Origin of the sequence: Aeromonas sp. QDB54 (assembly GCF_027707385.1) — a bacterium.
Taxonomy (GTDB): domain Bacteria; phylum Pseudomonadota; class Gammaproteobacteria; order Enterobacterales; family Aeromonadaceae; genus Aeromonas; species Aeromonas hydrophila.
Map to the genome: position 1 here is coordinate 193040 of NZ_JAPCIT010000006.1, position 15247 is coordinate 208286.

The following is a 15247-nucleotide window of genomic DNA, read 5'->3' on the forward strand; positions in this document are numbered from 1 at the left end:
GTCTCACGCCAAGGCTTTGGCCAGCAGGTGGATGGGGTGTTCACAAGGGAACGGTGTGCTCATCTCGATCTGCCATTTGCAGGTTTCGCAGTCGGTGATGACCATATCGGGCTTGAGCCGGTTTATCTGATCAAACAGCCCCTCGCCGATGGCCTGGCTGGTCTGGTAGTTCTCCGACTTGAAGCCGTAGGTGCCGGCGATGCCGCAGCACTGGGAGTCCAGTACCGTCACCTTGACCCCTGGGATGGCGCGCAGCAGCTCGAGGGTATAGATGACGCCCCCCATCTTCTCCATGTGGCAGGGGGTGTGGTAGGCGATGTGCAGATTGAGCGGCTTCATCGCCGGCTTGTTGCCCTTGTAGAACTCGTTCCACAGGAAGCGGGTCACCAGCGAGATGCGATCGCGCACCTTGTGGTTGTCCTGCTCCAGCAGGTGGGGATATTCGTCGCGCAGGGTGAAGCCGCAGGTGGAGGAGGTGGCCAGCAGTGGCATCTCGTTGCCAAGCAGGGTGTTTTCTAGCTGCTTGATGTTGAAGGCAGCCTGCTGCTTGGCCTTGTCCATGAAGCCGTTGGCAATCAGCGGCACGCCGCAGCACTTCTCCCGCTCCAGCAGCTGGACGCCGATGTTCATGGCGTTGAGCACCTGCATCAGCTCCTTGCCGAGCTGCGGGTGGTTGTAGTTGACGTAGCAGCCGTGGAAGTAGGCGATTTGGCGCTCGAAACGGGCCTGACTCGCTTTCTGCTTCTTGTACCAGCCACGGAAGGTGCCCTGGGAGTATTTGGGCAGATCGCGGTGGGAGGAGACCCCCAGCGCCTTGTCCAGTACCAGCTTCATCGGCTTGAGGCCGGTGGTGAAGTTGACCACCGGGGCCATCAGGGTGGACATGCTGCCCATCAGATCGGTGTGGGAGAGCACGAATTCGCGGATCCCGGGCTTGAAGCCGCTGTACTGGTGCTTGGCCTTGGCGATGATGTCGCCAATGCGCACCCCGCTCGGACAGGCCACTTCGCAGCGCTTGCAGTTGGTGCAGTACTTGAGGGCGCTGTCAAAGAGCTCCGGGCTTTTGATGCGCAGCCGCTCCCCATCCGGGCCCGCCTGCTTGGGGCCGGGGTAGGCCGGATTGGCCTTGGCCACCGGGCAGTAGGCGGTACAGACGGTGCATTTGATGCACTGATCGAAAGTTTGGTTGGCATGATCCAGTAACATGTCAGTTCTCCTCCCGTTGGGTGTGAAGGCACGGGATGTGGGACAAAATCATCATTGGGCTGAACTCAAAATGTGACCGGCAGCCTGCCAGCCGGTGGCAACGGCCACGCCGGAGCCGGAACCTTCCTTGATCGGATCGTAGTGCGCCAGCACGCTGCCGGCGCCGTAGAGGTTGGTGAGCGGCTTGCCGCCACGCAGCACTCTGAGCTTGTCGTCGGTCTTGACCCCGAAGCCCATGAAGGGGTGGTGGTCGAACAGGCGGCGACCGGCCCAGGCGTCCCGCTCGGGCAAGCTCAGCACGTCGGCGTTGAAGATCGGCTCGCGAATGCCGCGCAGGCGCGACTCCAGCCCGCGGCTGAAGAAGCTGCCGGAGGCGAGCACGAAGTGGTCCGCCTCGAACAGCTGATCGTCGCCATTCTGGCTGTGCACGCCGATCACCCGATCGCCCTCGTAACGGGCTCCGAGCACCCGCTCGCTGGTGAGGAAGGTGCCGCCAAGGGCCATGAAGCGGCGCTTGAGCGCCTCCTGCATCCGCATGCCGATCAGTGACGGCGGCATGGTGGCCACCTCCTTGATGATGCAGCCGGTGCGCTGCTCCAGCTCTGCCAGGCGCGGGCCGACCAGCCCGAGTGACAGGCAGGCGGGCAGCACCAGGTGATGGCAGCGCGGCTCACCGCTCTCTTGCACCAGGCGGCTGATCTCGCGGGCCAGATCCGTCAGCAGGTCACGCTGGCCATTGCCCTGCTTGTCGAACAGGCGGGCGATGTCGGCGGAGCGAAACTCGTGGGGATTGCGGCTGAACTCGGCCAGCTGGGGCAGGCGGAGCTCACCGGTCAGGATGCGGCAGTGGGCGAAGCGCGTGTGGGTCGCCAGGTTGGCGGCCGCGAGCTCTGGGTGAAAGTCGCGAAATCCCTCCAGGGTGGCCAGCAGGATGGCGTCGGGGGCCGGCGCATCGGTCACACAGGCGCAGGTGTCGGGGGAGAGCCAGGTGGCTTTGAGGGTGCCGATGGGGGTCAGCCGCTGGTGGTTGCGCTCCTGGCGAAACAGCGGCAATCCCTGCGCGGCGCAGTGGCGCTGCAGATCATCGAGGCTCGCCGCGATATGGGTCAGCCCTACCTTGCTGTAGGGATGCTCGGGGTTGGCGGCCATGAAGGCGGGCAGGGCGGCGCGGGGATCGCCCTCGCTCTCCAGTAGATCCACCGAGCCGGAGGAGAAGTGCAGGGCGCTCTGGCCAGAGGCCATCAGCAGGGTCTTCTGGCCGGCCTCGGCCAGACGCAGGGCCGCGGAGAGGCCCGCCATGCCGCCGCCGATAACGATGCTGTCAAATTTCATGGCTGCGCTCCTTGGTGGGATTGGCGGTGCTGGCGTCTTGCGGGAAGGGCTGCTCGGCCACCAGGTGGGGGGCCGTCCACTCGCCAAGGCCGAACAGCCCCTCGTAGATCCAGTAGGTAAATTCGGCTTCGCGCAGGGCATCGCCCCACAGCACGGGGCGGGTGCCCTTGTAACGCTCCTCCAGGAACTGGCGCAGCATGACGCAAGCCTGACGGCCATCGGCCTTGCCATACTCCTGCATCAGGCCGGCGGCGCGATAGGCGCACAGCTCCCCCTGACAGGGGCCCATGCCCAGGCGGGTGCGGCGGCGCAGATCCACCAGGTTGTCCACATCCAGCTCGCGCAGGGCATATTCGATTTCACCGGCGGTGACCATTTCGCACTCGCAGATGAGGGCGTTGGCCTTGGGGTTGTCGCGGAAGAAGGCGATGACCCGCTCGCCGTGGCGGTATTGGGCCGAGCCTTCGGCAGGCACCGAGAGGCCGGGGGCGGAGACCTTCTCCGGATCCCGCGAGCCGGGCAGGCTCAGTTCGGCGGTGCGGCAGGGCTTGCTGTTGCCCAGCTTCTTGGCCAGCAGATCGGTAGCCCATTCGGCCATCAGCCGGTAGGTCATCAGCTTGCCGCCGGTGATGGTATTGAACCCCTTGAGGCCATCACGTTCGGCGTGATCCAGCAGCACTATGCCACGGCTGATGTTGCGGCCGGACTCGTCACCATCCACCGCCACCAGTGGGCGCACCCCGGCATAGGCGCGCAGCAGACGGGTGCGGGCCATGATGGGGGCGAGCTTGATCCCCTCGCGCAGCAGCACCTCCACCTCTTCAGGCTCGACGGTGAGCTGGTCAATCTTGTGGTAATCGATGCGGCTCGAGGTGGTGCCGATGAGGGAGATGGTATCGCCCGGTACCAGGATGTCCGCGTCCGCCGGTTTGCGGGCGCGGTTGAGCACCAGCTGGTTGATGCGGTAATCCATGATGAGCAGGGAACCCTTGGCCGGGAACATGCGGATGCCGAGATCGGCGTACTCGCAGATCTGCTGGCCCCAGATGCCGGCGGCGTTGATCACCTCCTGGCACTCCACCTCGAACGCTTCACCGGTGCGGGTGTTGATGGCCTTGACCCCGTGCACCCGATCCTGGGTGCGCAAAAGCCCCAGCACCTTGCTGTGGGTGAAGATGCGGGCGCCGTGCTCCTTGGCATCCAGCACGTTGGCGGCGGCCAGGCGGAAGGGATCGACCGTGCCGTCCGGCACCTGGATGGCGCCGATCAGCGCCGGGTTGACGTTGGGTTCGAGGCGCAGCGCATCGGCGGGATCCAGCTGGCGGGCGTCGATGCCCGCCAGGGCGCAGGCGTCCATGAAGGTAGTTTGAAAATTGATGTCATCTTCCGGCAGGGTAATGAAGAGGCCGCCGGTGTCCTCGACACAGTGGCTGGCGATCCGCTTGAGGATGCGGTTCTCCTGAATGCACTCGCGGGCGGACTCCTGATCCGTCACCGCGTAGCGGGCGCCGGAGTGGAGCAGGCCGTGGTTGCGACCCGTGGTGCCGGCGGCGATGTCGTCCCGCTCAAGCAGGATGCAGTCGATGCCGCGCAGTGCGCAATCGCGCATGATGCCGGCTCCGGTGGCGCCACCCCCTATGATGACGACTTGTGTGGTTATTCTTTTCATTCTTGCCCGTCTCATCTCTTCCAGATGGTGCCAGTGTGGCCTGTCTCTGGGCGAAAATGTTTGATATGGGCCAAGTTAATGTTCGCAAACGCTCAAGTTAAGGGGTGTTAATGAGCAAATCGTGATTGTTGTCACACTCCAGCAACAGCAGAGGGGGCCGCTGGGCCCCCTCTGTCGACACGAGTCGCGGCACTCAACCGCAGCACTTCTTGAACTTCTTGCCGCTGCCGCAGGGGCAGGGGTCGTTGCGCCCCGCCTGCAGCGGTGCCGGATCCTGCTCGCCATCCGTGTAGACCCAGCGTCCCTGATGGCGCACGAAGCGGGAGCGCTCATGCAGGCAGTGGCGCGCTTCACCTTCCATGAACCAGGCCTTGAACTCCACCATGCCGAGGGTGTCATCGGGGCCGCCCTGGCTGGCGATGATCTCGAGCCCGTCCCATTGAGTGTCGGTCTGGGAGAGCTGCTCCGCAGTCAGATCCCCTAGATAGTCAGGGTGCCAGCTGTGCACCAAGTACTCCCCCAATCCCAGCACGAAGGCGCTGTAGCGCGAGCGCATCAGCTGCTCCGGGGTCTGGGCGGCGGCGCCCCGATGCAGTGATCCACAGCACAATTCGAGAGAAAGAGTTGAACCGCAAGGACATTTGTTCATGTGTCTGGCCATCAGAGTCGATAGATATAGAGGGCGGGGATTGTAGCGAAAGCGGGTCCCCGTCGACCAGCATCCTATACTGGTCTGGTAGGAACGGAACGCCCATAAAAATAGCTGCAAGGATGTGAAAGATGACGCTAAAGCAGAAAATTCTGTTGTTGGGAGCCGTCCCCGTGCTCCTGATGGCCCTGGTGGTCAATTTCAGCAACTACATGATTTCAAAGAGTGACCTGGAAGCCGATCTGGTGGTGGCGCGAGAAAATGCCATCAAGGATCGCAAGGCGTTGCTCAGCAGCTACCTGATGCTGGCCAAGACCGCCATCGATGCCGTCTACAACCAGCCAGACAGCCCGGCGGTGCGCAAGCAGGTGACCGAGCTGCTGCGGCCGCTGCGCTACAGCAGTGACGGCTACTTCTTCGTCTACGACTTTCAGGGCAACACCATACTGCTGCCCACCCGCCCCGAGATGGAAGGCAAGAACCGCTGGCAGGACAAGGATGCCAAGGGCAAGCTGCTGATCCAGGAGATCGTCAAGGCGGCGCGCCAGGGGGATGGCTTCTCCGAATACTGGACCGCCAAGCCCTCCATCGGCCGGGATGCGCCCAAGCTCTCCTTCAACCTGGTGCTCGACAAGTACCAGTGGGTCATCGGCACCGGCTTTTACATCGATGACATCGACAACGAGCTGGCGGTGCTGCGCACCGAGCGCGAGAGCAACATGCGTGACTCGCTGCAGAGTAGCGTGCTGTTGATCCTGGTGATCCTGGGGGTGACCCTGGCCGCCACCGTGGTGATCGGCAACCGGGTCACCCGGCCGCTGGCGGATGCGGTCTCGGCCCTCAACGACATCGCCGACGGGGAGGGGGATCTGACCCAGCGCCTCAAGGTGCAGAGCCATGACGAGATTGGTCAGCTGGCCACCGCCTTCAACCGCTTCGTGACGCGGATCCAGTCGGTGGTGAGCCAGGTGGGTGAGACCAGCAATCATCTGTTCAGCGCGGTGGAGAAACTGCACCACCTGAGCGAGCACTATGACCATCAGATGCACGGCCACAGCCGGGAGACCGATCAGGTGGTCACCGCAGTGACCGAGATGAGCTCCACTGCCCAGGAAGTGGCGGCCAGCGCCTCCAACGCGGCCACCGCCACCAGCGACGCGGCGCGTGAATCCGATGCGGCTCGCGGCGTGGTGGGCACCGCCATCAACAGCATCAACCGGCTGGTGGGCGAGGTGCACACCGCCTCCGGCGTCATCGAGCAGCTGGCGCAGGAGACCGCCAAGATAGGATCCGTGGTGGAGGTCATTCGCGGCATTGCCGAGCAGACCAACCTGCTGGCGCTCAACGCCGCCATCGAGGCGGCCCGGGCCGGCGAGCAGGGGCGCGGCTTTGCGGTGGTGGCGGACGAAGTCCGATCGCTCGCCGGTCGCACCCAGCAGAGCACCAAGGAGATCAACGAGATGCTGCAGCGCCTGCAGGGCGGGGTGAAGCAGGCGGTGGACGTGATGCAGGCGAGCGAGGAGCGCAGCCAGGAGACGGTGCAGGAGGCGAGCCACATCGCCACCTCCCTCGACAGCATGGTGATGGCGGTCAGCACCATCAACGACATGAACATCCAGATAGCCACTGCCGCCGAGGAGCAGCATGCGGTCTCCGAGGAGATCAACAAGAACCTGGTGGCCATTCAGCAGATCGTCAGCGAGCTGACCGACGCGGCGGTCGAGTCCAACAGCACCACCCGCGATCTCGCCAGCACCGGCGACAAACTGCGCAAGCTGGTCTCCCAGTTCCGCTACTGATGGGGTGACAAGAGGGGGATGTCCCTCACAAGATGCGGCCTGAACCCCGGTTCAGGCCGCACTTTATTTGGGGATTGACCAATAATATGTGAAAATTGGCCCCCTCTGTGTCAGCCCTTGCCCCGTACCCTATGAATGAGATCGTGAAAGGCAGTATCGATTTGATCCGTCAGCTCAACTATGGCCTGGTCTACGCCAGCCTGGAGGAGCACAAGGAGCTGTCCCGTACCGATCTCTCCCGCTTGACCGGCCTTTCGCCTGCCAGCATCACCAAGATCACCCGCGAGCTGCTCGACGGCGGTCTGGTGGTCACCTGTGGCGAGAGCTCGGTGGGGCGCGGTCGCCGCCAGATCCTGCTGCGCATCAATGAGCGCCGCTTCCAGTTTCTCTCCATGCGCCTTGGCCGCGGCTATGTGGACATGGCGCTGTTCGATCTGGCCGGTCGCTCGCTCGCCCGTCATCGCCATGTCTTCAGCGAAGGGGAGCGCGCCGACCTGCTGGCCAGCCTGGTGCGGGCCATTGAGGGCTTCTTGCCCAAGAAGGCGCTGCGCCTCGCCTGCATCGCCCTCTGCCTGCCGGGCCAGGTGGAGCGCCACTCCGGCATGGTCAAACACTTCCCCTTCTACGATCTGCGCAACTGGCCGCTCGGCCCCACCCTGCAGGAGGCCTTCGCGGTGCCCGTGCTGGTGAGTGGCGACGTGCGCACCTGGATCCAGGCCGAGCGTGAGTGGGGGGCCGCCAAGAACTGCGCCGATGCGGTACTGGTGTTCGTGCACAACGACATCGGGGTCGGCATGGTGGTCAACGGCCAGCTCATCGAGAGCGAGTCGGCCCTGCTCGGCGATCTCAGCCACCTGCAGCTTGAGCCCTACGGTCAGCGCTGCTATTGCGGCGGCTTTGGCTGTGCCTGCACGCTAGTGACCAATCAGGCGCTCGAAGCCCAGTACCGGGATCTGCGCGAGCGGATGCAGGAGTACGATCTGCCGGAGAGCGTTACCATTCGTGAGCTGTGCGAGCTGGCGCTGGCGGGCAACAGCCTCTGCCAGGACATCCTCCATCAGGCGGCGGGGCGGCTCTCCCGGGTGCTCTCCAACCTCATCTGCCTGCTCAATCCGGGCAAGCTGCTGCTGGGGGGGGAAATCACCCGCGCCGATCGGCTGCTGTTCCCCATGCTGCACCAGTCGCTGGCAAGCCAATTGCCGGCCGAATACCTGGTGCGGCTGCAGATTGAATCCACCCACTTCTACGAAGATCCCACCAAACCCACCTCGGTGCAGGTGCACAAGGCTCTGCGCGACGGCAGCCTGCTGCTCGACTTGTTGCGAGGCGACAAGGAGGCATGAAGTTGGGGTTGCAAGGACGCATCCTCCTCATGCTCTGTCTGGTCAGTCTGCTGCAGCTGGTGCTGCTGAGCGGGGCCAGTTACTACTATGTGTCCGAGCAGCGCTACCGCGAGGTGGGGGATCAGGCCCTCGACGTGGCGCGGCTGGTGGCCCGCGAGCAGGGCGTGCTGGCCGGGGTGAAGCGGGCCGACACCGCCCGTCTCAACGTGCTGGTGGAGCGGATCCGCACCGAAGTCGGCGCCAGCTACATCGTCATCGGCGACAAAGACGCGCGCCGGCTGGTGCACCCCAATGCGGATCGCATCGGCCAACCCATGATGGGGGATGATCCGAAGCGGGCGCTGCAGGGGGAGGCCTACATCTCCCGTGCGCAAGGGTCCCTCGGGGTCTCGGTGCGCGGCAAGAGCCCCATCCGCGATGAGCTCGGTCAGATCATCGGGGTGGTCTCGGTCGGTTATCTGGTGCGGGATATCGAGGCGGATCTGCAGGGGTTCCTGCGTTTCGGCCTCGCCATGACCCTGCTCATCGTGCTGCTCAACAGCCTGGCCGCCGCCTGGCTGGCCCGCCGTTACAAACGTGCCATCCTTGGCTTCGAGCCCGAGCAGATCGGCCGCCTCTATGCTGAACTCGACTGCACCCTGCGCACCGTGCGCGAGGGGATCCTCACCATCGACGAGCAGGGCCGGCTCACCTCCCTCAATCCCAATGGCATCCGCTTGCTGCGCCTTGACGAGCAGACGGCCCGGGCCGCCATCGGCCAACCCGTCACCCGGCTGCTGCCGGAGAGCCGTATGCTCTCCCTCATTCAGGATCCGCGCCCCCAGTTTGACGAGGAGATAGTGCTCAACGGCCAGTCCCTCATCGTCAACCGGCTGCCGCTGGTGCGCGATGGCAAGCTGATCGGCGCGGTATCGAGCTTTCGGCGCAAGGACGAGCTGGCCGAACTGAGCGCCCAGCTCTCTCAGGTGCAGGCCTACAGCGATCTGCTACGGGTGCAGACCCACGAACACCACAACCAGCTCGGCACCATCGCCGGGCTCATCGAGCTCGGGGCCACCCGCGAGGCGCTCGCCTTCATCGGGCGGGAGGCGGCCACCGAGCAGAGCCTGCTCAGCTTCCTGCTGCGCGCCATCGCCAAGCCCAAGGTGGCCGGCCTGCTGCTCGGCAAATACCACAGGGCTCACGAGCTGGGGCTGGTGTTGGAGGTGGACCCGGATTCGCGCCTGCACGACATTCCCCTTCGCGTCAGCGGCTCCCAGCTGGTGACGGTACTGGGCAACCTCATCGACAATGCCTTCGAGGCGACCCGTCGCCACGGTGCCCCCTACCGGCCGGTGCGGGTGGCGCTGAGCGATCTCGGCCAGGATCTCATTCTGGAGGTGGAAGACGGGGCGGGGGGGATCGATCCCGCGCTGGCGGATCGCCTGTTCGAGCGGGGCGTCAGCAGCAAGGCGGAGCCGGATCATGGCATCGGCCTCGCGCTGGTGCGCAAGACCCTGGATGCCCTGCAGGGGCAGATCACCATCGAAGCCACGGCGCAGGGGAGTTGCGTCGTCTGTTACATTCCCAAGGAGGTGTGAGTGATCAAGATCCTGATCGTCGAGGATGACCCGGCCATTGCCGAGATCCACCGCCGCTTCGTGCAGCGGCTGGCGGGTTTCGAGGTGCTGGGGGTGGCGCTCACTCTGTTCGATGCCAGGGAGCAGATAGAGATCCTCAAGCCCGAGCTGGTGCTGCTGGACGTCTGGCTGCCCGATGGCGAGGGCTTTGCCCTGCTGCGGGAGCTGCGCCAGGCGGGAGCTTCCCTCGACGTGATACTGCTCACCGCGGCGCGGGAGGCCGGCGCCCTGCAGGAGGCAATGCGGCTCGGGGTGGTGGATTTCATCCTCAAGCCCGTGGTGTTCGAGCGGCTGCGCGACACCCTCGACAAATATTGCCAGAACCGCGCTGCCCTGGCGGCGCTGGCCGACATCGATCAGCAGGCGGTGGACGCCCTGCTGGGGACGCCGTTGCAGCAGGTGGCGGCGGGCGGCCTGCCCAAGGGGATCGACGGGCTCACCCTGCAGCGGGTGCTGGCGGCGCTGGGATCGCAGGGGGCCAGCGCCGAGGAGATAGGCAACCGGGTCGGGGTGAGCCGCACCACGGCGCGCCGCTATCTGGAGTTTTTGGTGGGGCAGCAGCTGGCGAGCCCGGAGCTGGAGTACGGCACCGTGGGCCGGCCGGAGCGGCGTTATCGCCAGCCCTGAGCGAGATAGCCCCCCATCTCGTCTTGCCAATAAAAAGAGCGCCTGTCGGCGCTCTTTTGCTGTGTGGGATCCGCCAACTCAGCTCGGCTCGGATTGCAGTGTGGCGGCCGGTGCGCGGCGCGCCTGCCACCACTGCCACACCGGCAACAGCAGCATCACCAGGGTGATCAGCGTGAAGGCGAGGGTGATGGGGCGCTCCCACAGGAAGCTCAGGGAGCCGTCGTTGATCACCAGGGCCCGGCGCAGGTTGTCCTCCAGCATGCCCCCCAGAATGAAGCCGAGCAGCATGGGCGCCATGGGGAAGTCCAGCAGGCGCAGGCCGATGGCGATCAGCGCCACCAGCGCCATCACATAGATGTCCATGGTGTTGAAGGAGACCAGATAGACCCCGATCAGCGAGAACAGCAGCACCATGGGAATGAGCACGGGGCGCGGCACCTGCAGGATCTTGGCCAGATAAGGGATGAGCGGCAGGTTGAGGATCAACAGCACCACGTTGCCCAGGTACATGGAGATGATCACCGACCAGAACACATCCGGATGCTCCATGAACAGGCGCGGGCCCGGCTGGATGCCGTAGGCGATGAGGGCCCCCAGCATCAGCGCCGTGGTGCCGGAGCCCGGGATCCCCAGGGTCAGCAGCGGCACGAAGGCCCCGCTGGAGGCGGCGTTGTTGGCCGCCTCCGGCGCGGCGATGCCGGTCAGGCTGCCCTTGCCGAACTCCTCCTGCCTGCGCTTGCTGGCGAAGTTGCGCTCGGCGCCATAGGCCATGAAGGAGGCGATGGTGGCACCGGCCCCCGGCAGCACGCCGATGAGGAAACCCATCACCGAGGAGCGGGCGATGGGGGGCGCTATCTCTTTGACCTCGTCCCTGCTCAACTTGAGGGAGCCGAGCTGCTGGATCTTGCGCGCCTCCTCCTTGCTGGTGTCCTTGCCCGGGCGCAGCACCGTCATCAGGATCTCCGCCAGGGCGAAGGTGGCCATGGCCAGCAGCAGGAAGGAGAAGCCGTCGCGCAAGTCCGGTAGACCGAAGGTGAACCTGTCCACCCCGACGCTGCGGTCGATGCCGACGGTGGAGAGCATGATGCCGAACAGCGCCATGATCAGCGCCTTGAGCACCTGGCCCTTGCCGGCAAAGGCCGCCACCGCTGAGAGCCCCAGTACCATGAGGGCGAAGTAGTCTGCCGACTGGAACGAGAGGGAGACCTTGGCCAGCAGCGGTGCCGCCACCATCAGGAAGATGGCCGATAGAGTGCCGCCGGTGAAGGAGGCGTAGGCGGCGATGGCCAGCGCCTTGCCCGCCTGCCCCTTGCAGGCCAGCGGATAGCCATCGATGGCGGTGATCATGCTGGCGGAGCAGCCCGGGGTGTTGATCAGGATGGAGGAGGTGGAGCCGCCGAACATGGAGCCGTAATAGACCCCGGCCATCAAAATGATGCCGGAGGCGGGATCCAGCCCGTAGGTGATGGGGATCATCAGGGCGATGGCGGTGACGGGCCCAAGGCCCGGCAGCATGCCGATGAAGGTGCCGACGAAACAGCCGACGATCACCATGAAGATGTTGATGGGCATCATGGCGGTGCCCAGTCCTTGCAGAATGCCGTCTAACATGGGTTCTCCTTATCCCAGCAACTGGGTGAACAGCCGGCCCGGCTCGAGGTAGACGTTGAGCCCCTTGGTGAGCAGGGCCCAGAAGATGAGGGTGAACGGTAGGCTCACCTTGCAGGCGAAGGCGAGGCTCTGCTCGCCCATCAGCCGGATCCCGCCGATGAGAAACAGGGTGGTGGCGACCAGAAAGCCGAGCCAGCCAAGGGCCAGGCCGTAGGCCAGCATCAGCAGCAACAGGGCGAACACCAGCCGCCAGTTGCCGGACTCCTTGCCCAGTGGTTCTCCCCCCGCTGAGCAGATCAGCAACAGGGAGAGCAGGACCCCGGCTCCGGCCAGGGCATAGGGCAGGGTGCTGGCGGTAAAGGGTTCATATTCGTCCCCCGGGTAGCCGGGGATCTGGGTGGCGTGATAGCCGTAGGCGAGGGAGAGCAGCAAAAACAGCAGCCCCCCGAACCGTTCCTTGGTCAGTCGCATGATGACTCCGATGGGCGGGGCGAACCCGCCACAGGCTGAGGGTTACTTGATGAAGCCGAGCTCGCGCATCAGGCCGCCAATTTGTTGCTCCTGGCTGTTGAGAAAAGCCGTGAACTCGGGGCCGGATTGATACTGGTTGATCCAGCTGTTGCGCGCCCGCACCGTCTCCCACTCCGGTTTGTCATACATCTGCTTGAGCAGGGCGGCGAATTCGGCCGACTTGTCGGCGCTGACGGCGGGGGAGGCGAAATAGCCGCGCCAGTTGGCAAATACCGTGGGGTTGCCCTGCTCGCTGAAGGTGGGCACCTCGCTCGCATCCGGCATCCGGGTCGGGGCCGTCATGCCGAGGATCCGCATCTGGCCCGACTTGACCGCCTCCATCGCCTCGCCAAAGCCGGTGGAGAGCACCTGGGTTTCTCCTGCCAGCACCGCCGCCATGGCGCTGCCACCGGCGTCATAGGCCACGTAGCGCAGCTTGCCGGCATCGGCCCCGGCATTCTTGAAGGTCATGGCCGCCACCAGATGATCCAGGCTGCCACGGGCGGAACCGCCGGCAATCTTCACCTTGGCGGGGTTCTCCTGATAGGCGGCCAGCAGCTGGGGCCAGCTCTGATAGGGGGAGTCCAGCGGCACGGCCAGCGCCTGGTAGTCGGCGATGATGGCGGCCACCGGGGTGAGATCCCGGAACGATTGCGGCAGCTCCTTGGAGAGGGATTTGACGATGATGGGGGTGGAGTTGACCATCAGGGTCTTGTCGGACTGGGCCGAGGTCTCGATGAGGTGAGCGATGGCCTTGGCACCGCCACCGGCCGAGATGTTCTGGTAGGAGGCGGTGGTGATGAGGCCGGATTTGGTCAGCGCCTCGCCGGTGCCGCGGGCGGTGTTGTCCCAGCCGCCGCCGGCACCGCCCGGAATGAGGAAGTGGATTTCGTCGATCTTGGCCTGGGCGCCGAGGCTGGCGCCCAGCAGGCAGCAGAGCAACGTGCGTTTGAGGGTTCCTTGCAACATGGTGTACTCCTTGTGATTGTTGCAGGAAGGTTAATTAATCGCGATTGGTCGGCAAACAATCTGACCGTAATGGCTATTAAGGCTGTTGTGGTCATTGTGTTCATTCTGGTCACGGCAGGGTGAGGCAGGGTCATGACGGGGCTGAAGGTCGTCAGAATGGTACTGCGGTGACGGCTGAAAAGGCGCGCGGCTCCCCATCTGACGGGAGCCTCGCGGATGACGATCTGGCTTATCCCTGTGATGCGGGTGCGGCGGAGACCTGGTCGCCGCCGGTGCCCTGCTGCTTGATGGCCTCGGTCGCCTGCTGCCTGCGCTGCAACTGCTCCATCACCAGCTTGTAGGCGATGTAGTATTTGTAGATGTTGCCCACGTAGGTCACGGTTTCCGGCCCAATCTTCTCCGCCGCCACGTACTCGACGTTGTGAAACCAGACGTTGGGATCCAGCCCCCGTTTCTTGGCCTCGGTGCGCAGCCGTGCCACCCTGGCGGGGCCGGCGTTGTAGGAGGCGAATGAGAAGAGCGCCTTGTCGAGGGCCGTCATGGGCTCGTCTGCATAGTAGTGGTCGATCATCCAGCGCATGTATTTGACGCCGCCGTGGATGTTGGGCTCGAGCTGGCGGATGTCGCCCACTTTGAGCCCCTTGCCGGTGGCGGGCATGATCTGCATGATGCCGATGGCGCCGACGTGGCTGCGCGCCTTGTGATTGAGGGCCGACTCCTGATAGCCCTGGGCCGCCATCAGCAACCAGTCCACCTCGTATTTCTCGCCATATTCGCGAAACAGATCCACCACCTGCAGAAACTTCTGGCGCTCGGCGTCGGCGGCGGCGCTCTTGACGAACTTGTTCTGCTTGAGATAGCGGGCCAGGATGGCGTCACCGCTGTGTTTGCCGCGCAGGGCGGCTATCTGTTCATTGAGCATGGCCAGCAACTGCGGACTCTCCTTGCGCACCGCCCAGGCGATGACCCCCCCTTGGCGGAACACTGGCTGCTCATGGATGCGGATGGCGGGGAAGATCTTCTGCCAGAACCGGGCCTTGTGCTCATCCATGACGATGAAGGGCAGCAGGCCGGCATTGACCATCTCCACCAGATCTTCATCCTCCAGCGCCTCCGGGGCCGGCTGGATGTCGACAAGCGGCTCTCCCGCCGCCTTGCGCGCCTGGTTGTAGGCCGTGAGGCTCTCGAAGTAGCTGGAGGAGGGGCGCACATAGACCCGTTGGCCGGCGAGATCGGCGGCGCTCTCTACCTTGGGAGAGGCAGGTCCTGAGATGAGCAGTTCCCGCACGTTCTCCAGCAGAGGGTCGGTAAAGAGCACCCCCTGCAGTTTGCGCCGCTCGGTGATGGTGAGGTTGGCGGCGGCGATGTCGCCCTTGCCCGCGATGAGGGCTTCCAGCAGGGCCTCGCGCGCGACCGGGATGAAGGCCAGGTGCAGCTTGAGATGGCGCTTGAGGCTCTTTTGCTTGCGCAGCTGCTCGTTGAGCCGCTTCTCCACCTCGATGAAGGCGTCGTAGGTGACGCCCCGCTGCACCCCCTTGTAGATGAAATAGCCGGTCTTGTTGTAGGTGGTGAGCACCCGGATGGTGCGCCGTGCCAGCATGGCATCCAGATCGCCAAGCAGGGGCTGGGCCAGCTGGTCGCTGCTGAAGGCCAGGGCAGCCGGCTCGGGGTTGGCTTCCTCTGCGGGGGAAGTTTGCGCTGGCGTGGCGGCCTGCAACGGGCCACACAGCAGCCAGCCCAGAAGGATCCATAACCGTATCATGACGATGCCCTCGTGTGTTTCATTGAGTGTAAGCGGCATGGGGCGGGCGCTTTAGCTCATTGGGTTTGGTCGGTGAGGGGCACATAGCACGATAGGCCCTATCCTGCGGGGGCGAGGTGGTGGGGCTTAGGCAAAAAGGAGAGCGGCATAA

The 15247-nt window shown here is 64.6% G+C and carries 12 protein-coding genes; 4 read left to right on the forward strand and 8 right to left on the reverse strand.

Going from position 1 to position 15247, the window contains the following annotated elements; translation table 11 throughout:
* Window positions 1–3 precede the first annotated feature (3 nt).
* From glpC to PG881_RS08095, 4 genes are all read right to left on the reverse strand, one after another.
* A complete protein-coding gene (gene glpC, locus PG881_RS08080; protein WP_270799172.1) occupies window positions 4–1206 on the reverse strand; it encodes an anaerobic glycerol-3-phosphate dehydrogenase subunit GlpC in 1203 nt (400 codons plus the stop codon).
* Between the two features lie 51 nt (window positions 1207–1257).
* Window positions 1258–2538 carry a glycerol-3-phosphate dehydrogenase subunit GlpB gene (gene glpB, locus PG881_RS08085; RefSeq protein WP_270799174.1) on the reverse strand — a complete coding sequence of 427 codons (1281 nt, stop codon included), beginning with the start codon at window positions 2536–2538 and terminating at the stop codon, window positions 1258–1260.
* Window positions 2528–4207 (reverse strand): anaerobic glycerol-3-phosphate dehydrogenase subunit A, encoded by a 1680-nt coding sequence (gene glpA, locus PG881_RS08090; RefSeq protein ID WP_270799175.1) that lies wholly within the window; start codon window positions 4205–4207, stop codon window positions 2528–2530. Before glpA ends, glpB begins: the two co-directional genes overlap by 11 nt.
* 193 nt (window positions 4208–4400) lie before the next feature.
* Window positions 4401–4868, reverse strand: coding sequence for a YchJ family protein (locus PG881_RS08095; protein WP_333563421.1), 468 nt, complete (start codon window positions 4866–4868; stop codon window positions 4401–4403).
* 119 nt (window positions 4869–4987) lie between these two features.
* Between PG881_RS08095 and PG881_RS08100 the strand changes: the two genes are divergently transcribed.
* The 4 genes from PG881_RS08100 (at window position 4988) to PG881_RS08115 (ending at window position 10244) form a co-directional block, all read left to right on the forward strand.
* On the forward strand, window positions 4988–6655 hold the full coding sequence (locus PG881_RS08100) for a methyl-accepting chemotaxis protein (RefSeq protein WP_270799177.1): 1668 nt from the start codon (window positions 4988–4990) through the stop codon (window positions 6653–6655).
* A 131-nt stretch (window positions 6656–6786) separates the two neighbouring features.
* Complete coding sequence (locus PG881_RS08105) at window positions 6787–7998, forward strand: ROK family transcriptional regulator (protein WP_270799178.1); 1212 nt, start codon at window positions 6787–6789, stop codon at window positions 7996–7998.
* Window positions 7995–9578, forward strand: coding sequence for an ATP-binding protein (locus PG881_RS08110; RefSeq protein WP_270799180.1), 1584 nt, complete (start codon window positions 7995–7997; stop codon window positions 9576–9578). Before PG881_RS08105 ends, PG881_RS08110 begins: the two co-directional genes overlap by 4 nt.
* Entirely contained in the window at window positions 9579–10244 is a 666-nt protein-coding gene (locus PG881_RS08115; protein ID WP_270799182.1) for a response regulator, read from the forward strand.
* A gap of 78 nt (window positions 10245–10322) precedes the next feature.
* Here PG881_RS08115 and PG881_RS08120 read toward each other — a convergent pair whose 3' ends face one another.
* From PG881_RS08120 to PG881_RS08135, 4 genes are all read right to left on the reverse strand, one after another.
* Complete coding sequence (locus PG881_RS08120) at window positions 10323–11855, reverse strand: tripartite tricarboxylate transporter permease (RefSeq protein ID WP_042067466.1); 1533 nt, start codon at window positions 11853–11855, stop codon at window positions 10323–10325.
* Between the two features lie 9 nt (window positions 11856–11864).
* Window positions 11865–12326 carry a tripartite tricarboxylate transporter TctB family protein gene (locus tag PG881_RS08125; protein WP_270799186.1) on the reverse strand — a complete coding sequence of 154 codons (462 nt, stop codon included), beginning with the start codon at window positions 12324–12326 and terminating at the stop codon, window positions 11865–11867.
* A gap of 42 nt (window positions 12327–12368) precedes the next feature.
* Entirely contained in the window at window positions 12369–13334 is a 966-nt protein-coding gene (locus tag PG881_RS08130) for a tripartite tricarboxylate transporter substrate binding protein (RefSeq protein ID WP_270799187.1), read from the reverse strand.
* A 229-nt stretch (window positions 13335–13563) separates the two neighbouring features.
* Window positions 13564–15096, reverse strand: a complete 1533-nt coding sequence (locus PG881_RS08135; protein WP_270799190.1) for a lytic transglycosylase F — start codon at window positions 15094–15096, stop codon at window positions 13564–13566.
* Window positions 15097–15247 lie beyond the last annotated feature (151 nt).

Bases quoted from the DNA above. Each gene is read 5' to 3' on its own strand.
- glpC (WP_270799172.1), bottom strand. From the start codon at position 1,206: ATGTTACTGGATCATGCCAACCAAACTTTCGATCAGTGCATCAAATGC.
- glpB (WP_270799174.1), bottom strand. From the start codon at position 2,538: ATGAAATTTGACAGCATCGTTATCGGCGGCGGCATGGCGGGCCTCTCC.
- glpA (WP_270799175.1), bottom strand. From the start codon at position 4,207: ATGAAAAGAATAACCACACAAGTCGTCATCATAGGGGGTGGCGCCACC.
- PG881_RS08095 (WP_333563421.1), bottom strand. From the start codon at position 4,868: ATGGCCAGACACATGAACAAATGTCCTTGCGGTTCAACTCTTTCTCTC.
- PG881_RS08100 (WP_270799177.1), top strand. From the start codon at position 4,988: ATGACGCTAAAGCAGAAAATTCTGTTGTTGGGAGCCGTCCCCGTGCTC.
- PG881_RS08105 (WP_270799178.1), top strand. From the start codon at position 6,787: ATGAATGAGATCGTGAAAGGCAGTATCGATTTGATCCGTCAGCTCAAC.
- PG881_RS08110 (WP_270799180.1), top strand. From the start codon at position 7,995: ATGAAGTTGGGGTTGCAAGGACGCATCCTCCTCATGCTCTGTCTGGTC.
- PG881_RS08120 (WP_042067466.1), bottom strand. From the start codon at position 11,855: ATGTTAGACGGCATTCTGCAAGGACTGGGCACCGCCATGATGCCCATC.
- PG881_RS08125 (WP_270799186.1), bottom strand. From the start codon at position 12,326: ATGCGACTGACCAAGGAACGGTTCGGGGGGCTGCTGTTTTTGCTGCTC.
- PG881_RS08130 (WP_270799187.1), bottom strand. From the start codon at position 13,334: ATGTTGCAAGGAACCCTCAAACGCACGTTGCTCTGCTGCCTGCTGGGC.
- PG881_RS08135 (WP_270799190.1), bottom strand. From the start codon at position 15,096: ATGATACGGTTATGGATCCTTCTGGGCTGGCTGCTGTGTGGCCCGTTG.